This is a genomic window from Thermostichus sp. MS-CIW-41 (assembly GCF_054058915.1).
Genome location: NZ_JBSSBO010000055.1, coordinates 1 through 18,507 on the forward strand (window position 1 = coordinate 1; position 18,507 = coordinate 18,507).

The 18,507-nt window shown below is 59.7% G+C and carries 13 protein-coding genes and 1 riboswitch; of the genes, 6 read left to right on the forward strand and 7 right to left on the reverse strand.

The window, feature by feature from the left end; all coding sequences use genetic code 11:
* Window positions 1-133: 133 nt before the first annotated feature.
* A complete protein-coding gene (gene rpsT / locus ACVWXE_RS12655) occupies window positions 134-463 on the reverse strand; it encodes a 30S ribosomal protein S20 (protein WP_011434338.1) in 330 nt (109 codons plus the stop codon).
* An 87-nt stretch (window positions 464-550) separates the two neighbouring features.
* Between rpsT and ACVWXE_RS12660 the strand changes: the two genes are divergently transcribed.
* Complete coding sequence (locus ACVWXE_RS12660; RefSeq protein ID WP_457440334.1) at window positions 551-1,915, forward strand: CRTAC1 family protein; 1,365 nt, start codon at window positions 551-553, stop codon at window positions 1,913-1,915.
* Here ACVWXE_RS12660 and moaA read toward each other — a convergent pair.
* Together moaA and ACVWXE_RS12670 are read right to left on the reverse strand one after the other, a co-directional pair.
* Window positions 1,912-2,889, reverse strand: a complete 978-nt coding sequence (gene moaA, locus ACVWXE_RS12665; protein WP_011434340.1) for a GTP 3',8-cyclase MoaA — start codon at window positions 2,887-2,889, stop codon at window positions 1,912-1,914. The two genes, ACVWXE_RS12660 and moaA, sit on opposite strands and share 4 nt — an antisense overlap.
* A gap of 188 nt (window positions 2,890-3,077) precedes the next feature.
* Window positions 3,078-4,985, reverse strand: a complete 1,908-nt coding sequence (locus ACVWXE_RS12670) for a cation:proton antiporter (RefSeq protein WP_457490474.1) — start codon at window positions 4,983-4,985, stop codon at window positions 3,078-3,080.
* 246 nt (window positions 4,986-5,231) lie between these two features.
* Window positions 5,232-5,330, forward strand: a riboswitch (Glutamine riboswitch).
* An 86-nt stretch (window positions 5,331-5,416) separates the two neighbouring features.
* Here ACVWXE_RS12670 and ACVWXE_RS12675 point away from each other — a divergent pair.
* Window positions 5,417-5,869, forward strand: coding sequence for a DUF4278 domain-containing protein (locus tag ACVWXE_RS12675; protein WP_011434342.1), 453 nt, complete (start codon window positions 5,417-5,419; stop codon window positions 5,867-5,869).
* Window positions 5,870-6,117: 248 nt separating this feature from the next.
* Here ACVWXE_RS12675 and glnA read toward each other — a convergent pair whose 3' ends face one another.
* Window positions 6,118-7,542, reverse strand: coding sequence for a type I glutamate--ammonia ligase (glnA, locus tag ACVWXE_RS12680; protein ID WP_457383959.1), 1,425 nt, complete (start codon window positions 7,540-7,542; stop codon window positions 6,118-6,120).
* Window positions 7,543-8,007: 465 nt separating this feature from the next.
* On the opposite strand from glnA, the gene trxB reads away from it, so the two are divergent.
* The gene (gene trxB, locus ACVWXE_RS12685) at window positions 8,008-9,438 is read left to right on the forward strand and encodes a thioredoxin-disulfide reductase (protein WP_457490475.1); all 1,431 of its coding nucleotides are present in this window, start codon (window positions 8,008-8,010) and stop codon (window positions 9,436-9,438) included.
* An 86-nt stretch (window positions 9,439-9,524) separates the two neighbouring features.
* Here the strand turns inward: trxB and purL are convergent, their stop codons facing one another.
* From purL to psaM, 3 genes are all read right to left on the reverse strand, one after another.
* Window positions 9,525-11,831 (reverse strand): phosphoribosylformylglycinamidine synthase subunit PurL, encoded by a 2,307-nt coding sequence (gene purL, locus ACVWXE_RS12690; RefSeq protein ID WP_457490478.1) that lies wholly within the window; start codon window positions 11,829-11,831, stop codon window positions 9,525-9,527.
* A gap of 300 nt (window positions 11,832-12,131) precedes the next feature.
* Window positions 12,132-14,645: an ATP-dependent DNA helicase RecG gene (gene recG / locus ACVWXE_RS12695; protein WP_457490479.1), complete on the reverse strand. Its 2,514-nt coding sequence runs from the start codon at window positions 14,643-14,645 to the stop codon at window positions 12,132-12,134.
* A gap of 206 nt (window positions 14,646-14,851) precedes the next feature.
* Complete coding sequence (gene psaM, locus ACVWXE_RS12700; RefSeq protein WP_011434349.1) at window positions 14,852-14,944, reverse strand: photosystem I reaction center subunit XII; 93 nt, start codon at window positions 14,942-14,944, stop codon at window positions 14,852-14,854.
* A gap of 347 nt (window positions 14,945-15,291) precedes the next feature.
* On the opposite strand from psaM, the gene glyA reads away from it, so the two are divergent.
* From glyA to ACVWXE_RS12715, 3 genes are all read left to right on the forward strand, one after another.
* Complete coding sequence (glyA, locus tag ACVWXE_RS12705) at window positions 15,292-16,617, forward strand: serine hydroxymethyltransferase (protein WP_457490480.1); 1,326 nt, start codon at window positions 15,292-15,294, stop codon at window positions 16,615-16,617.
* A gap of 24 nt (window positions 16,618-16,641) precedes the next feature.
* Entirely contained in the window at window positions 16,642-17,760 is a 1,119-nt protein-coding gene (locus tag ACVWXE_RS12710; protein WP_457490476.1) for a glycosyltransferase family 4 protein, read from the forward strand.
* A gap of 71 nt (window positions 17,761-17,831) precedes the next feature.
* Window positions 17,832-18,398, forward strand: coding sequence for a hypothetical protein (locus ACVWXE_RS12715; RefSeq protein ID WP_457490477.1), 567 nt, complete (start codon window positions 17,832-17,834; stop codon window positions 18,396-18,398).
* Window positions 18,399-18,507: the final 109 nt, after the last annotated feature.

Consider the following 18,507-nt stretch of genomic DNA (forward strand, 5'->3'; position numbering starts at 1 on the left):
TCAGGACTTGGGTCATGGTTCTATCATAACTTCCGCATTCCTCCCGACACTGACCCTACGGGTACAGTGCGGGGCTCCTGCGATTTCTAGCTGAAATCCCGCACAAGCACCACTTCCGAAGCAGCAGGAGAATTCAACCATGCTCAACCAAAGCCTCAGCCTGGGATTTTTCCGAGGAAGCCACAGACAGCTTCACAATCCGGGCCAGCCGAGCCTTACGACGAGCGGCTGTGTTTTTGTGCAGGACGCCGGTTTTGGCAGCTTTATCAATGCGGCTGAAAGCAGCACTCATCGCCGCCTGGATTTCCTGCAGAGTTTCTTGCTGTGGGTTGGCGGCATAGGCAGTTGAGAGGGAGATCACTTTCTTCATCAGAGCGCGCACCATGGCTTTGGTGGCTTTATTGCGCAGCCGATTCCGCTCTGCGATCTGAACGCGCTTGATGGCAGATTTGATGCGTGGCATGGTTGAAGGGGAAGTTCCGGCGAAGATCCAGCATACCATCAGAGCTGGAAGCTCCACCAGTTCCTATTGTTCTCCGATGGGATCCCCATGTTCCAAGATTGCAGCTCGCAGATCCGCTTTAACCCACCTGCCCTTTTCTACGGGGTTGCCGCTTGCGATCTGGATCGGGATGGGGCCTTTGAGCTGTTTGTGTGCGGGTTCCGCGGCTCCAATCGAGTCTTGAAGTGGGATGGGCAAACCCTGGTGGATCAAGCAGACGACACCCTGGCCGATGCAGGGCGCATGGCAATTGGGGTGGCTGCCGCCGACTTTGACGGGGACGGGCAGGAAGAACTTTATGTCTTGAACACCGATACCTTCGGCGGGCGCAAGCGCTTTGGGGATCGCCTCTTCGACTGGCAGGGATCCGCCTGGGTGGACCTGTTCTCCCTGCCGCAAAACCAAGATGCCCTCAACTTGACCGCAGGTCGCTCTGTAGCTTGTGTGGATCGTCTTGGCCAGGGGAGCTATGGATTTTTCGTAGCCAACTACGGCGGCCCTATGCGCCTCTACGAGTTGGGCCCTAACCAAATGATCGCCGATGTGGCGCCAGAAGCGAGACTCAATCGGGTGACGGGCGGGCGGGGGTTGGTGGCCGTGCCCTTGGTCTCGCAGCGGATGGACATTTTTGCCGTCAATGAGCAGGGACCTAACTTTCTGTTTCGCAACCGGGGAGATGGCACCTTTGAAGAGATTGCCGCTGAGGTGGGCCTAGCAGATCCCGACGAGCATGGGCGCGGCGTGGCAGCGGTGGATCTGGATGGGGATGGACGGCTGGATTTGCTCTATGGCAACTGGGAAGGCCCCCATCGCCTCTGGATCCAGACCCCCAGCGGTTTTTTTAAGGATGTAGCCCCCCCTGAGCTGGCCAGGCCCTCTCGCATTCGCACGGTCATTGCTGCCGACTTCGACAACGACGGCTACCCAGAGCTGTTTTTCAACAACATCGGCGAGCCCAACCGTCTGTTTGCATGGCGCTCAGGCCGTTGGCAAGCCATTGACATTGGAGATGCTGCCGAGCCGCAGGGATTGGGGACAGGAGCAGCGGTGGCCGATGTGGATGGGGATGGTCGTCTGGAATTGTTGATTGCCCATGGGGAGTCTGGCGCCCAGCCTCTCAGCTTCTATCGCCCTCAGGCCAATGCCAACAACTGGCTGAGGGTTCTGCCCCTCACCCGCCAGGGAGCCCCGGCCCGCGGCGCGTTGGTAAGGCTGCTCACCTCCACCCGTACCCAGATCCAGGCCATCGACGCAGGCAGCGGCTACCTCTGTCAGATGGAGCCGGTGGCCCACTTTGGCCTGGGATCCGAAACAGGGGTCAAGGAAATCCAGATCCAGTGGCCGGATGGGAAACAGTTGCAGGTGGCCCACCCACCGGTCAACCAGCTTTTGCGGATCCCTTATCCCCGCTAGCCGCCAATCTGAGACATGGTGCGCCGGTAGGATCCCTGGCTGCCGGTGTCCCGTCCTTTGAAGTTGATGTCCGGCTTGATGTCCAGCAGTTCTCGCACCTGCTGTCTTAGCCTTTCGGCAGGGATCCCAGCTCGCAGCGGATCCCGCAGGTTGATTTGGCCGGATTCGTTGAGCAGGCAAGGGCGCAGCCAACCGTCGCTGGATAGCCGCATGCGGTTGCATCGATCACAAAAGCACTCCGACATCTGGCTGATAAAGCCCAAGGTGCCTTTTGCCCCCGGGATGCGAAACACATCCGCCGGCCCATTGCCGGCCACAAACCCAGGTTCCAGGCCAAAGCGAGCGCGAATTCGCTGTCGCAGCACCTCAGACTCCACCCAGCCGGCCTGCTGAAAGAGGGCGGCATTGCCAATGGGCATAAACTCGATGAAGCGCACATGCCATTGTCGCTCCAGAGTAAGGGCAGCCAGATCTTCCACTTCCGATTCGTTGAGCCCAGGGATCACCACCACATTCAACTTGAGGGGATCAAACCCCACTTGGTGGGCAACTTGGATCCCGGCCCAGACCTGCCGCCAGCGATCCCGCCCCGTGATCAGTCGAAAGGTCTCGGGGTTGAGGGAATCAAAGCTGATGTTGATGCGGCGCAACCCCGCTTCATAGAGGAGTTGAGCTTTTTGGCTGAGGTTGAAGCCGTTGGTGGTAAGGGCCACATCTCTCACCCCAGGCAGGCTGCATAGAGCCCGGATGAGGTGCTCCAGCCCCGGCCTGAGCAGGGGTTCGCCGCCGGTGAGGCGAAAGCAATCGATCCCCAACGGCAAAAACACCTCTCGAACCAACGTGAGGATTTCCTCATCCGTTAAACGCTCTGGGGCTTGCAGCCACGTCAACTCCGCCTCGTCAGGCATGCAGTACTGGCAGCGGAAATTGCAGCGATCGATCAAGCTGATGCGCAGATAGTTAACGGTCGGCATGGCAACCTAGGCCAGAAACAGATGGGGCACCCCTCCCCCCAGAGTGCCGAGCAACGCCGAGGACCCTTTCCGTTGCCTCTGGAAAACCTCCATCTGCAAAGGCAGCGGGGGAACTGTCCCGAGGCTTGCAACTTGCAGTGGCCACACCTCCAGTTTGCAGGATACTACGAAGATTGAGGTGCAAATCTCTACTCGGCAGAGCCAGGGATCCCTGCCCATTCGGGTTGAACAGGCCGCTGCCAGCGTTCCCACCAGGCCAGCACAGACTCAGGTGGGTGGCTGTCGTGGCGGCCGTTGGCATTGGCGGGGAGGGGGGGAGAGGGAGGTGGGGCCGGCGGTGTCAGCCAACTGACAGGCGCAGGGATCAGGCAACTGGGGTGGAGAGGGCGCAGATCGCGGTAGTGGCTGCTGCGAATGGCCAGGATCTCCTGCTGAATGATGTCTGGGGGTTCTCCCAATTCCAGCAACACATGGCTGCACAGCCCCAGGCTGGCCTCAAATTCGGGGTGGACGACTTCTCTGGCCCCCAACTGATAGAGCTGTTCGATGTCTTCCTTGTCGGTAGCTCGCACCACCACATCCAATTGCGGCGCCAACTCCAGAGCTCGTTTCAGGCAGAGGCGGATGCTCATGCGATCCGGCAGAGCAATAACCAGGGCGCGGGCCTGGGGCAGGCAAGCTTTCTCCAGCACCAACGGGCTGGCCGCATTTCCGTAGAGGTAAGGGATCCCACGGGAACGCAGGTGTTGGATCACCCGTTCTGACTGATCGATAACCAAGAGGGGGTGACGACGGGCTTCGAGAATGCGCACAATGTCTTGCCCCACCTGCCCATAGCCGCACACCACCACGTGCCCCTGTTGAGGAGCATCGGGGGCCAAAGCGCGGGGCCGCTCGCCCGATTCCAACCAGCGGGCCAAGAAGGGGATCCCGTGTAGCCCGGAAAACAGTCGAGGAGCGCCCCTCAGCAGAAAGGGGGTGAGCAGAAGGGTAACGGCTGTAGTGCTGACAATCAACAAATAGATCTGTCGCGACACCAACCCCAACGCCTGCCCCTCGCTGGCCAGCACAAAGGAGAATTCGCCGATTTGCGATAGGCCCAGCCCCACCACCACCGCTGCCGGCAGAGTGTAACCAAACAGCCGCGCCAAGGGAGCCACGATGCAAAACTTGCCCACCATCACCAGACCCACCAGCCCCAGGATCAGCAACAGATGGCCGAGGATAAAGCTGGGATCGATGAGCATGCCGATGGCCGCAAAAAAGAGAGCAGCAAACACATCTCGCAAAGGCTCCACATAGTCCAGGGTTTGGTCGGCGTATTCCACCTCCGAGATCATCAGCCCGGCAATGAAGGCCCCAATCTCGCTGGAAATGCCCAGCCGCTCCGTCAACAGGGCAATCCCCACGCAGAGGCTGATCACCCCCAGCAGAAACACCTCTTTGCTCTCCTGCTGAGCCAGCAGACGCAGGAAACCGGGAACCAGCCAAATCCCGCCTACCACCGCCCCCAGCCCCACCAAGCCGATTTCTGCCAAGGCCCTGGCCAGGGATCCCGCCAGCTCCGGCAAGGGACAATCCAAAGCCGGCAACACCGCCAACATCAGCCCCACCGCCAAGTCCTGCACAATCAGGATCCCCAGCATGGCCTGGGCTTGGGGAGTGTCCATCTGGTTGGTCTCGGTGAGGCTTTTGAGCACCACCGCCGTGGAAGACAAGGAGAGCACGGCCCCCAAAAAGATCCCTTGCACCGGCGTCAACCAGCCGCTGACCACTGCCAGCACCGCCGTGATCAAAATCGTCAGGCCAATTTGCAAAATGCCTCCGCCAACGGCGATCCCCCGCACTTTGCGCAATTCTTTCAGGGAAAACTCCACCCCCAAGGTGAACAGCAAAAAGGTCACCCCAAACTGGGCCAAGGTTTCCACCTGAACCAACTCTTTGATCCACCCCAACCCGGTTGGCCCCACCAAGATCCCGGCCAGTAAGTAGCCGAGCAACACCGGCTGCCTCAGCAGCGAAGCCAAGAATCCACCTGCTGCCGCTGCCGCCAATACCGTCACAATGTCCAAAATCAGACGAAAGTCTTCCTGCACAGGGCACCCACCAAGGAATGTGAACTTTTGTAGCCAATCCTGAGGATTCTTCCACGATAATGCTTCCTCTGGCATCTCGGACAGAGTGGAGAACCTGGCCCCAAGCCCTGCACCTTACTTCCCCCAGGGATCCCGGCTGACTAGTCCCGATTAGAGGAAGCTGGACGGAAACTCAGTGGAAATTTTTGTTAAAAGTTGCTGACAACACCCCAAAACCGTAGCTTATAATACAGAATATAGATAGAAATCGTTCATCCTCTCGCGTGCTGGGCGGCTCGTTAATGTAGGTAGAGCGACATCACGGCCAGAGGACGGAAGTAGGGAGATATCCCGAAGGAACGCGCCTCAACTCTTCTGGTAACCGTGTGGCTTCTCTTGTCTCTCAGGAGAAGGCGAACGGATGAAAACTCAACTCATTGGAGGCGAAGATCATGGCACTCTTTTACCGTGGCGTCGATTACACCCCCTCTTCTGCAACTGCAGCGGTTTCTCCCGGCAAAGTGGGGGGTCGTTACCGGGGGCTGGACTGGCGGTTCCGCCACCTGAGCAAGCCGGTGGTTTTGCCCACCAACCTTGACCTGCTCTATCGGGGTGTTGCTCATCATCTCAAGGCGGCCGAAGGGCCGGCTCAACCCGTTCAGACGGCAGAGGCATCTGCCCCGGTGGCTGCCAATGGCCGTTCTCATGTCTTGGATGAGCTGTCTCGCCGCTTGATGATGAGCCATCAACGCTTGATTCGGATTCGCCAGCAATCCATGCTGCTCCGCGGTACAGAGCAGATTGGCCTGCATGTCAACGTGCGCAACTTCTGGAACCGCATCCAAGGAAAAGTGCATCCCACCTTTCGGCTCAACTACGACCGTAGCCGTGTCAGCATGAGCTGATCTGCCCGTAACTGTTGATGCTCTGGCATGAGCTCAGCGAGAAGGGATCCCGGCTGGGGATCCCCTTTTGGTTTCTGGGTTGAGCTTCCTCAGGTCGATGGACGGCACAGGACGCTTCAACGCTGGCACGAGGTGCTGTTGACCAAAAGTAGCTAAGTTGCCCAAGGGATCCACAATTGAGGGGTGCTATTTCCTCGGAAAAAAACGGGATCCCATCAGGGATCCCGCTGCAGAATCGGCCACACCGCTTAGGCGTCGAAGTAAAGGGCGAACTCGTAGGGGTGAGGCCGCAGATTCATGGGGTTGATCTCGTTGTCGATCTTGTACTCGATGTAGGTCTGGATCAGATCTTCGGTGAAGACGCCTCCCTCCAGCAAGAAGGCATGATCCTTCTGCAGGTTTTCCAGGGCATCCAGCAGGGATCCAGGCGTGGAAGGGATCTTGGCCAGCTCTTCCGGCTCCAGATCGTAGATATCTTTGTCCAAGGGCTCGCCGGGATGGATCTTATTCTTGATCCCGTCCAGGCCAGCCATCAGCATGGCCGAAAAGGCGATGTAGGGGTTGCAGGTGGCATCCGGGCAGCGGAACTCCAGACGCTTGGCCTTGGGATTGTTGCCGGTCACCGGAATGCGAATGGCGGCGGAACGGTTGCCCTGGGAGTAAGCCAGGTTCACCGGCGCCTCAAAACCGGGCACCAAGCGCTTGTAGGAGTTGGTGGTGGGGTTGGTGAAGGCCAGGATCGCCGGGGCATGCTTGAGCAGGCCACCGATGTAGTAGAGAGCCGTCTCGCTCAGGTTGGCATAGGTGCCTTCGCTATAGAACAAAGGCTGACCATCCTTCCAGAGGGACTGGTGGGTGTGCATGCCAGTGCCGTTGTCGTTAAATAGGGGCTTGGGCATGAAGGTGACGGTTTTGCCGTGCTTGCGGGCCACGTTCCGGAGCACGTATTTGTAAACCATCATGTAGTCGGCAGCCGTGATCAGATCGGCAAAGCGATAGCCCAACTCCCCTTGCCCGCCGGTAGCCACCTCGTGGTGATGCTTCTCGATAGGCACCCCCAACTTGCCCATGGTCAGCAGCATCTCGGTGCGGATGTTTTGATGGGCATCGGTGGGCGGGGCCGGGAAATAGCCCTCTTTGTAGCGAGGCTTGTAGCCCAGGTTGCCACCTTTCTCCTCGCGGCCCGAGTTCCAGCGACCTTCGATGGAATCCACGAAGTAGTAGGCCGAGTTTTGGGTTTGGTCGAAGCGAACATCCTCAAAAATGAAAAACTCCGCCTCCGGCCCGAAGTAAGCCGTATCGGCAATGCCCGTCGATTGCAGATAGGCAACGGCACGGGCGGCAAGGCTGCGGGGACAACGGCTATAAGGCTGGCCGGTGCGCGGCTCAACAATGCTGCAAGTTATGCTGAGGGTGGGCACCTCCAGAAAGGGATCGATCCAAGCCGTCTTGGGATCCGGCACCATGTACATGTCCGACTCGTTGATCGCTTTCCAGCCCCGGATACTGGATCCGTCAAAGGGAAGCCCCTCGGTGAAGGTTTCTTCCTTGATCATCGAGGTGTGGAAGGAAACATGCTGCCAGGTGCCAAAGATATCCACAAACTTGAGATCCACTATCTGGACGTTGTTGTCCTGGATCATCTGAAGCACTTCTTGGGGCGTGGATGCCATTACTCTCTCCTGATTGGGTTGCGGTTAAGACTGGGGGAACTGTGGCTGAAACAAATGGGATCCCAGCAGGTGATCCCCACGCTTCGACCCAGACAGGCCAAAAACGCTCACTCATCCTAGAAAGGCCAACACGGGTATTTTGTAGTTTCTGATACAAAATTCATTTGAGCTCCGCTTTCTGACCAAGACCAAATTGCTGGCCATCTCAGACACCTCTTTTCCTTGTGGCTTGGGTCAACCGGGATTGGGTGTTGGGGATCCAGAACTTGGGCAATGGCCGCCACCCTGCCAACCTCTGGGCAGAGATAACCCTATGGGATGGGCAAAAAAGGCCCCAATGGCCTGAGGCGAGCGAAAATGAGGCTAATAGGCCTCGGCCTCGACCGGTTCGCCAAGGGGTGTTAAGCTAAAGCGTAGTCGTTATGAGTTTGGCTTTTATTCCCATTGCAGAAGGAGAGACATCGGATGGCAGAGCAAAGTCGGGTTGAGAATGTGGTGATTATCGGCTCCGGCCCTGCTGGGTTTACAGCAGCCATTTACGCTGGGCGTGCCAACCTGAAGCCGGTTGTGTTTGAGGGGTTCCAGGCGGGCGGGATCCCGGGCGGGCAACTGATGACCACCACCGAGGTGGAGAACTTTCCGGGCTTTCCCGAGGGCATCACCGGCCCCCAACTGATGAAGAACATGCGGGCTCAAGCGCAGCGGTGGGGGGCAGAACTTTACACCGAAGATGTCACCTTTGTGGATTTAAGCCAGCGGCCCTTTGTCGTCCGTTCTGACGAGCGGGAATTGCGCACTCACAGCCTGATCATCGCCACCGGGGCCACAGCCAAGCGCCTACACCTGCCGGGGGAGGAGACCTACTGGAACCGGGGCATGTCAGCTTGTGCTGTCTGCGATGGGGCTATGCCCATGTTCAGAGGGGTGGAATTGGTGGTGATCGGCGGCGGCGATACTGCCTGTGAGGAGGCCACCTACCTGACCAAGTTTGGATCCCATGTGCATATGCTGGTGCGGAGTGACAAAATGCGGGCCAGCAAGGCCATGCAGGATCGTGTTCTCAACAATCCCAAGATTACCGTGCACTGGCACAGCGAAGCGGTGGAAGTGATGGGCGACGGCCTGCGCCTGACCGGGGTGAAAGTGCGGAACAACCAAACCGGCGAAATACGCGAGATGTCAGTGGGTGGCCTATTTTATGCCATTGGCCACAAGCCCAACACCGACTTGTTCAAAGGACAACTGGAACTGGATGAAGTCGGCTACATCGTCACCCGCCCGGGATCCGTGGCCACCAGTGTGGAGGGGGTGTTTGCCGCCGGCGACGTGCAGGATCACGAGTTTCGTCAGGCGATTACCGCTGCCGGCACTGGCTGTATGGCGGCCATGTTGGCAGAGCGCTGGCTCTCGGAACACGGCTTGGCCCAGGAGTATCACGTCCTTCCCCAAAGCCATCCTGAACCCAGCCCTGCTGCGACTTCTGCGGCAGAGTCTGCTGGGGATCCTGCTGTTGAGGAGGCCAGCTTTGAGGAGAATGGACAGGATGACTTAGACTTCAGCAAGACTTGCCATGAGGGGAGCTATGCCCTGCGGCGACTCTACCACGAAAGCGATCGCCTGCTCATGGTCAAGTACACCGCCCCCACCTGTGCCCCTTGTCATGCCCTCAAGCCGATCTTGAACAAGATCATCGATGAGTTCTCGGACAAGCTGCACGTGGTGGAGATCGATATTGAGAAAGATCCGGAGATTGCAGAGGCAGGGGGGGTGGCGGGCACCCCGACGGTGCAATTTTTCAAAAACAAGACGCTGGTGGCCCAGTTGGTGGGCGTTAAGCCCAAGTCCCAATATCGAGAGGTGATCCAGGCCAATTTGTGTGAGGAAAAATCCCCCTAAGGATGTTGTCCTCTCCAACCTCTGGCCCCTCTCCCCAAGGGAGAAGGGAGCTGGGCGCAGAAAACGGTTTCCCAACCGAGGCTCAGCTAGTCCGAAAAGGCACCGTGGTAGGCGGCCTGCATGGCTGCCAAAGATACCACCAGTAAGGGATCCTCTTCTGCCGTCCTTAAGAGCAGGGGATCCGCAGGGGATCCCACCTCTCCCAAAAGCTGCCACTGGCCGGCAAGCTGCGCTTCTAAGTAGGCTTCCCAAGCAGAGCGCTGGGCCGGATCCACAGAAACCAGGATGCGGCTGGATCCCTCGCCAAACAGGGCCTGATCCCAGCGCAAGGATCCAGGAGCCAGGGAGAGGGTTGCGCCGCGGCCTCCGCTCAAGCAGGCTTCTGCCAAAGCCACAGCCAATCCCCCCTCGCTGCAGTCGTGGGCAGAGCGCACCCAGCCCTGGCGGATTCCATGGCGACAGGCAGCTTGCACCCGCTTTTCCAATTCCAGATCCACTGGCGCGGGCCGGCCCGTAACTTGCTGGTGGATGACCGCCAAATACTCGCTGCCCCCCAAGCTGGTGAGGGCCTGGGATCCCAGGAGGTAAATGAGATCCCCTTCTTGCTGCCACCCCTGGCCACAGATAAATTGCAAATCGGGAACCAGACCCACCATGCCAATGACAGGGGTAGGGTAGATAGCCTGCGATCCCTGGGGGGTGAGGGTCTCGTTGTAGAGAGAAACGTTTCCCCCCGTTACCGGCGTACCGAGGGCACGGCAGGCCTCCCCAATCCCCTGACAGGCCAGGGCCAGCTGCCAGTACACCACCGGGTTTTCGGGATTGCCAAAGTTAAGGTTATCGGTAACAGCTAGGGGATCGGCCCCCACACAGGTGAGGTTGCGGGCAGCTTCCGCCACGGCTGCCTTGGCCCCCTCGTAGGGATCCAAATACACCCAGCGGCCATTGCCATCCAGGGTGGCAGCGATGGCCTTGCGGGAAGCTCGCAGGGGCGGCACCTCGCCCACGCCAAACTTTTGGGAACGGATGCGGATAACCGCCGCATCTCCCTGACCCGGCCAAAGGACGGTGTTGTTTTGCACCTGGTGGTCGTATTGGCGATAGATCCAAGCTTTGCTGGCCAGGGTGGGGCTGGCCAAAAGCTGCAGCAGCACCTCTTTCCATGCCAGCGTTGCCTGAGCGAGGTGGATCCCCTGGCAATCACAAGGGGGTAGAGTGGCGGGATCCCATTGCCACGCTGCCTGCACGTAGGCTGGCGGCTCTGGCAACACCGGACGGACATAGACGGGGGTGTCTTCGGCCAAAGCCCGCGCCGGCACCTGCACCACGCAGGATCCCTGGTGCCAGATCTCCACCAGCGGCTCGGCAATGACTTCCCCGGCCACACTAGCTTGCAAACCCCAGCGGTGGAAGATCTCCATCACCTCCGCCTCGCGGCCTTTTTGCACCACCAGCAGCATCCGCTCCTGGGATTCCGAGAGCAGGTATTCCCAGGCAGCCATGCCGCTTTCCCGCGCCGGCACTCGGTCGAGGTCAAAGCGGATCCCCACCCCTCCCTTGGCGGCCATCTCCGCGGTGGAGCAGGTGATCCCGGCTGCCCCCATATCCTGGGCAGCCACCACAGCTCCTGTGGCAAAGGCCTCCAGACAGGCCTCGATGAGGCACTTGCCCAGGAAGGGATCCCCCACCTGCACTGCCGGCCGATCCTGCTGCGCATCCTCCTTGAGCTCGGCGCTGGCAAAGCTGGCGCCGCGGATGCCATCCCGCCCTGTAGTGGAGCCTACATACAAAACGGGATTTCCCACCCCTTGGGCTGCAGATTTGACAACCGTAGGGGTCTCCAGCAGCCCCAGGGCCATGACGTTGACCAAGGGATTGCCGCTGTAGCAGGGATCCACCGCCACTTCTCCCCCCACTGTGGGTACCCCGACACAGTTGCCGTAGTGGGCGATCCCTTCCACCACCCTGGCCATGAGGCGGCGGTTGCGGGGATCTGTTAGCGGCCCAAAGCGCAGCGAGTTAAGCAGGGCAATGGGACGGGCGCCCAGGGTAAAGATATCCCGCAGGATCCCTCCCACGCCGGTAGCTGCCCCCTGGAAGGGCTCCACTGCCGAAGGATGGTTGTGGGACTCGATCTTAAACGCCAGCCAATCCCCCTCCCCCAGATCCACTACGCCGGCATTTTCCCCCGGCCCCACCACTACCCGCTCGCCCGTGGTGGGAAAGTTTTTCAGCAGAGGGCGGGAGTTTTTGTAGCAGCAGTGCTCTGACCACATCACCCCAAACATGGCCAGCTCGTTGGGGTTGGGATCCCGGCCCAGCTGCTGCTGGATCTGTTGATATTCCGCCGGGGAAAGGCCGTGGGCTTTTAAGTCTTCGAGAGTATAGGGCATAGTGCTGATACATTTACGCTGAACACTGCTGAACATCACTGTTCAACTATGCAGCGATAGCATTCTGTTTGTTTCCAAACAGAATGGCGGTATCCCGCAAAGCTTTGAGTAGAATACCCAAAGCGCAGTTTCCGTGTCGTCTTACTACCAATTTTCTGCTTTGCTTTGGCTACCATGTTGGCAGACTCGAAAGTAAACAGAAAGATCAACTGGTAGTAATCCGTACTGAACATATTATACATTATTTTCAGTATAGTTGAGCTTATTATTGACTAGAGTCATGCTCCAATTGCCCCTAGCTTAGGTCAACAACCCAGGGCCCAAGAGACGGGCCTGACGCTCTTCCAGTATGCGGCTTAAGGGGGGCCAGCGCTTCAGGTCGGGGTCTTGGACAATAAGCTGCTCTGCCGCCTGGCGGGCCAGCTGCAGCACCTCTTGATCCTCCATGAGACTGGCCAGGGCAAAATCGGGTAGCCCCGACTGGCGGGTGCCCATCACCTCCCCTGGGCCGCGGAAGCGCAGATCCATCTCGGCAATGAAAAACCCGTCGTGGGACTGCTCCAGCACCTTGAGCCGCCGCAGGGCCTCCTCGCTTTTGGATCCTGTCATCAGGATGCAGTAGGCCTGGTCGGATCCCCGCCCTACCCGCCCCCGCAGTTGGTGCAGTTGGGAGAGCCCGAAGCGCTCCGCATGCTCCACCAGCATCACCGAGGCATTGGGCACATCTACCCCCACCTCCACCACCGTGGTAGAGACCAGAATATCCAGCTCCTGCCGGCGAAAGGCCGCAATGACAGCTTCCTTCTCGCTACTGGTCAAGCGCCCGTGCAGCAGGCCCACCCGAAATTGGGGGAAGACCTTTTCCTGCAGACGCTGGTGTTCCTCAATGGCGGATTTCAGATCCAGCTTCTCTGACTCCTCAATGAGAGGCAGCACCACGTAAGCCTGCCGCCCTTGGGCAATTTCCCGCTCGATAAGCCGCATCACCTGCAGGCGATCCCCTGGCCGGGCCACCAGGGTGTGCACGGGCTTGCGCCCCGGCGGCAGCTCGTCAATTTGGGTAACATCTAGATCCCCATGCAGGGCCAGGGTGAGGGTGCGGGGGATGGGGGTAGCGGTCATAGTGAGAACATCGGGGTGATCCCCTTTCTGTTGCAGAGCGGCCCGCTGCTCCACGCCAAAGCGGTGCTGCTCGTCGATGACCACCAAGCCCAGGTTGCGAAACTGCACTGCCGGCTGGATGAGAGCATGGGTGCCCACCACCAAGGGCAATTCCCCGGTCTGCAACTGCCGCAGGATCTCCCGGCGCTTAGCAGGGGGCGTGGATCCAGTCAACAGTTCAACGGGCACCTGCAGCTGGCTGAGCCATTCCACCAACTTGCGGTAGTGTTGCTCGGCCAAAACCTCGGTGGGAGCCATGAGGGCCGCCTGCCAACCGGCTTGAATGGCTGCCAGCACAGCTGCCACCGCCACCACGGTTTTGCCGGATCCCACATCTCCCTGCAAGAGGCGGTTCATGGGCAAGGGATCCCGCAGATCCGCTAGGATCTCGTCGATGGCCCGCTGCTGGGCAGCGGTAAGCTGAAAGGGCAGGATTTGGTAGAAGCGATCCAACAGCTCCCCTCTAGCCGGCTGGTAACGAGGTACAGCCTGAGCTTGGGCGCGGTAGCGCTGCCGCCGCTGCAAGAGGCTAAGTTGCAGATAGAAAAACTCGTCGAACACCAGCCGCCGCCGGGCCTGGGCCAGCAGCTCTCGGGTCTCAGGAAAGTGGATCTGCTGCAGGGCAACAGGCAAGTCCAAAAGCTGCAACTGCCGCTTGAGATCCGCCGGCAAGGGATCCTCCACCAAGGCCGCCGCCGGCAAAGCCAGTTGCACCGCCTTGCGCACCAGATCGGCGGGGATCCCTTCTGAGAGAGGGTAAACTGGCAAGATCTTGCCCAGCCTGTCCAGCTCCTCGCCCTCTCCCCCCAGCACCTCCAGTTGCGGGTTATCCAGCGTTAGGCCCAACCGGCCCTTTTTGACCAGGCCGCTGGCAGCCACTAGGGCCCCCTTGGGGTATTGCCGCTCCAGGGAAGCTTGCCAACTGCGCTGGGCAAACTGTCGCCCGCTGTAGAAGCGGCTGAGGGTAATTACACCACTTTTGTCGGCAATCTTTAGGTTGAAGATGGTCAGCGAGGGATTCTTAGGGCTGGTAAAGCAACTGCAACTTTTCACCGTCCCTACAAGGGTAACGGTCTCCCCCACCTTGGCTTGGCGGATGAGCACCCGCCGGGAATAGTCCAGGTAGTCGCGGGGGAAGTAGTAGAGGGCATCCCGCACGCTGTGTAGGCCCAGTTGTGCCAGTTTCTCCGCCGACTTGGGGCCAATGCCTTTGAGAAACTGCAGCGGCTGCTCCAGGCTGAGGCCGGCGGGGAGAGATGGGGAAATCGTGCTCCGCCCTGCCTCTGGGGGGGTTGTTGCTACGCCTACGGCAGGGAAACCAGAGCGCTGTGGCAACGAGGCTGCAAACGAGCCAGGTTGGTGGGAACTCGGTCGGGACAGCTCTTGCTGACGTCGGACTCGCTCCAGCCAGCGGCGGGTTTCGGCCACCAGGTGCTGGCGTTCGGGCAGCTCCAGCTCGGAATACAGGGTATAGCGGGATCCCAGTTCTTTCCATCGCCGCCGGTCATCTCCATTCAGCACCCAGTCAGAGGGGGGATCCTGTCCGAACACGCTCCCCAAAAATTGGGAGAAGGTCTGCTCTCGCCCCCGCAGGTCGGTAAACCCCACCTCTGCTTCTAGGGAAAGGGCGCGCTGAAGCCGCTGTAGATCCACCTGGCTCAAGTTGCTTGGCTGCCGGGAGTGCTCCTTATCAATCCAACTTTAGCCAACAACGGCAGGACAACCGAAGGAGTGCAGCAGCGCAAGCCACACTTTCCATTCCTTGATAAAGAAAAAAGCCTGCCTTATTACTCCGCAACACTGTCGTGACGGGGCAGGCCGAAGGGATCCAGAGGCACTTTTTGGGAGATGCAGGAGCTTTAGCTGCGGGCCAGGGCGGATCCCAAAAGCAGAGCCATCACTGCCGGCACCAAGGCAATCGCCAGGATGGTGAAAACTTGTGCGTCCGTCATAACCAACTCCCTAACAGTGGAATTGCACAAAAGTCAGCCCCCTCACTCTACCGTAGCTTGAGGGGTAGCCTTGACACCGAGAAGAAAAGCTCAACATTCTTTACAAAGCAGCCCTTGCCCATCCCGCTTGACCGTGGCTCCCAGATCCTCTGCTTGGATCGATTGACATTCTCCCCACCCCTAAAGCAAGGGATTCTTTCTCAGTTTTGGGGTTTTACCCCAGGCAGAAAGGCCGGGGCCTGCGCTGCTGGTTTGCGGGTCATGCTACGATGTTGCTCCGCAACGCCGTCGCGACGGCGAAGCAGTTCTTGCCCATTCCTCCTGCGAAGTTCGGTCTTGGCGTCATCATGGTAGCTGCTCCACAAAGTCTGACCACCTCACGGGATAGCTTGGCCATCCTGGCGGAAACGGATCCCGTTGTTTACCGCCTGATCCAGCAAGAGCTCAACCGGCAGCGGGATCACCTGGAGATGATCGCCAGCGAGAACTTCACCTCTCCTGCCGTCTTGGCAGCCCAGGGCTCGGTGCTCACCAACAAGTATGCAGAAGGGCTGCCGGGCAAACGCTACTACGGCGGCTGTGAGTTTATTGACGAGATTGAACAACTGGCCATTGACCGGGCTAAGCAATTGTTCGGGGCAGCCCACGCCAATGTGCAGCCCCACTCGGGGGCGCAGGCCAATTTCGCCGTTTTCCTGGCCCTGCTGCAGCCAGGAGACACAATTATGGGCATGGATCTGGCCCACGGCGGCCACCTTACCCACGGCTCCCCGGTAAACGTCTCCGGCAAGTGGTTCCGCGTGGTGCACTACGGGGTGCATCCGCAGACGGAGCGGATTGATTTTGACCAAGTGCGGGATCTGGCCCTGCAGCACCGGCCCAAGCTGATCATCTGCGGCTACTCTGCCTATCCGCGGACAATTGACTTTGCCGCTTTCCGCGCCATTGCCGACGAGGTGGGGGCCTATCTTCTGGCCGACATTGCCCACATTGCCGGCTTGGTGGCCACTGGACATCACCCCAACCCCGTGCCCCTCTGCGATGTGGTGACCACCACTACCCACAAGACGCTGCGAGGGCCGCGTGGAGGGCTCATTCTCACCCGCGACCCAGAGCTGGGCAAAAAGCTGGATAAGGCGGTGTTCCCCGGCAGTCAAGGGGGGCCGCTGGAGCATGTCATTGCCGGCAAGGCGGTGGCCTTTGGGGAAGCCCTGCAGCCCGGCTTCGCCCAGTACTCGGCCCAAGTTATCGCCAATGCCCAAGCCCTGGCGGGATCCCTGCAACGGCGAGGCATTCGACTGGTTTCCGGGGGCACCGACAATCACCTGATGCTGCTGGATCTGCGCTCGGTTTCGGCGGTGCTGGAAAAAGTGGGGGCGGCGGATCCGGTGATGACAGGCAAGCGGGCGGATCGGCTGATGGGGGAGATCCACATCACCGCCAATAAGAACACCATTCCCTTCGACCCACAGCCGCCCTTTGTAGCTAGCGGCCTGCGTCTGGGATCCCCAGCCTTGACCACCCGCGGCTTGGGGCCAGTAGAATTTGAGGAAATTGGGGAGATCATCGCCGATTGTCTGTTTCAGCCTGAGGAGCCTGCTGTATTGGAAGAGTGTCGCCAGCGGGTGGCTCAGCTCTGTCGTCGTTTCCCCCTCTACCCCCACTTGGGATAACCGCAATCCTCGCCACGGCTTGCTATGCCCTACTTGGTTGCCTTTCTGGCTGCTGCCTGTGTGGTTCTGTGGGCAACCCCGGTGGTGAAGGCGGTCGGGATCCGCAGTGGCCAGTTGGACTTTCCCGACGAGCGCAAGATCCACCAGCAACCGATGGTGCGCCTGGGGGGGGTTTCCATCTTTTTTGGCAACTTGGTGGCCCTGCTGTTGCTCTGGGGAGCCGGAGCTTTTGGGGGCTTGCGCACCGAGCAGGAGTACGAGATTTGGGGGGTGACGATCGGTGGGGTTTTGTTTTTTTTGATTGGCCTGGCGGACGACCTGTTTCACCTGTCGCCTTTTTCCCGCTTGTTGATGCAATTCGGCGTGGCTGCTGCCGCTTGGGGAGTAGGGGTGCGCATTGAGTTCATCAGTCTGCCCGGGAGAGGGATCTGGCCCTTTCCGGTGTGGTTGAGCCTGCTGATTACCCTGTTCTGGCTGGTGGGGATGGCCAACGCCATCAACTTCATGGACGGGCTAGATGGGCTGGCGGCAGGGGTGTCGGGAATTGCGGCAGTGGTGATGCTGATCGTAACCCTGCTGCTGGATCGACCGGCGGCGGCCATGCTGGCGGCGGCTTTGGCGGGAGCTTGCCTAGGCTTTTTGCGCTACAACTTCAACCCGGCGCAGATCTTCATGGGGGATGGGGGGGCCTATTTTTTGGGCTTTACCCTGGCTGGGATCGGGGTGATCGGGGTGGCCAAGGGGGTGACCACGCTGGCAGTGGCTCTGCCTTTCTTTATCTTGGCGGTGCCGATCCTGGATATGTCCACCGTAATCCTCAAGCGGCTGGCCAGGGGGAAGTCGCCTTTCCATCCCGACAAAGGCCACTTGCACCACCGCTTGCTCAAAGCCGGCCTATCCCATCGGCATTCAGTGCTGCTCATCTACGCCATGACCCTCTGGGGGGGATCCCTGGCCTTGGCTTTGGCGGGCTTGCCGGCAGGAGGCACCTACCTGGGCGGGGCCTCGCTGGTGCTGGGGGGGGTGGCCTGGGGGGCTTGGCAACGGCATCGCCAACGGCAACGAGCTTTGCCCTCGGAGGACAGGCCCGAACAGGGATATGTTGCTTCGCGCCATCACGACCAGGAATGTCAAGAAGATTGAGCCGGGCTTGTTCTCCATCGCTCGCCTGCCTAGACTGGAGCTGTTTTAGCGTTTTAGCTCTGTGTTGCCCCATGCGCCCCACACCTGAGTTGGCAGCTCTCCTGCGCCGCACCGCGGATCGTATCCAATCCCAACACTGGGGCTTCTGGGACTGGGAGTACTGCTGGCGGGACAGCACCCGCTGCAATTGCGGCCTGCTGGTGCGAGAAGCCCTGGGCTGGGATCGGCAGCAACTCAGCCTGCGCATCCACCGCGGCACCTGGCGCTCCATCGCCCAAACCGCCTACCGAACTGTTGCCCTGGCCTTGAGGGATCCCTGGCAACTGGAGGGGCAGTGCGGGGCCACCGGCCTGCGGCTGGGGTATGTGTTCGAGAAAATGGCAGAGCTGGGGTTCGACCAACCGGAAGACTTTGCCGCTCTGGAGGAGCTGAGCGATCCCGTAATTCTGGCCCGCCTGGCGGAAAAAGGTGTGGAGCCAGCACAGCGCGACCAGGCGATCCATGTGGCGCTTTACATGCGGGAACTGGCGGACTGGATTGACGAACAACTGCAGGCGCAGGCTCAGATCAGCCGCTTGAGCCAACCTTTGCCCAAAGCAACAGGGATCCCCGTCCAACAGTCGGTGCACCTTACTTGAGGAACTCAGTTGCCTTCCTGATACATTTACGCTGAACACTGCTGAACATCACTGTTCAACTATGCAGCGATAGCATTCTGTTTGTTTCCATTCGCGTTAGCGGGACGGA

What these genes read in the sequence shown, in the direction of transcription:
- rpsT (WP_011434338.1), bottom strand. Translation starts at nt 463, where the DNA reads ATGCCACGCATCAAATCTGCCATCAAGCGCGTTCAGATCGCAGAGCGG.
- ACVWXE_RS12660 (WP_457440334.1), top strand. Translation starts at nt 551, where the DNA reads ATGTTCCAAGATTGCAGCTCGCAGATCCGCTTTAACCCACCTGCCCTT.
- moaA (WP_011434340.1), bottom strand. Translation starts at nt 2,889, where the DNA reads ATGCCGACCGTTAACTATCTGCGCATCAGCTTGATCGATCGCTGCAAT.
- ACVWXE_RS12675 (WP_011434342.1), top strand. Translation starts at nt 5,417, where the DNA reads ATGGCACTCTTTTACCGTGGCGTCGATTACACCCCCTCTTCTGCAACT.
- glnA (WP_457383959.1), bottom strand. Translation starts at nt 7,542, where the DNA reads ATGGCATCCACGCCCCAAGAAGTGCTTCAGATGATCCAGGACAACAAC.
- trxB (WP_457490475.1), top strand. Translation starts at nt 8,008, where the DNA reads ATGGCAGAGCAAAGTCGGGTTGAGAATGTGGTGATTATCGGCTCCGGC.
- purL (WP_457490478.1), bottom strand. Translation starts at nt 11,831, where the DNA reads ATGCCCTATACTCTCGAAGACTTAAAAGCCCACGGCCTTTCCCCGGCG.
- psaM (WP_011434349.1), bottom strand. Translation starts at nt 14,944, where the DNA reads ATGACGGACGCACAAGTTTTCACCATCCTGGCGATTGCCTTGGTGCCG.
- glyA (WP_457490480.1), top strand. Translation starts at nt 15,292, where the DNA reads ATGGTAGCTGCTCCACAAAGTCTGACCACCTCACGGGATAGCTTGGCC.
- ACVWXE_RS12710 (WP_457490476.1), top strand. Translation starts at nt 16,642, where the DNA reads ATGCCCTACTTGGTTGCCTTTCTGGCTGCTGCCTGTGTGGTTCTGTGG.
- ACVWXE_RS12715 (WP_457490477.1), top strand. Translation starts at nt 17,832, where the DNA reads ATGCGCCCCACACCTGAGTTGGCAGCTCTCCTGCGCCGCACCGCGGAT.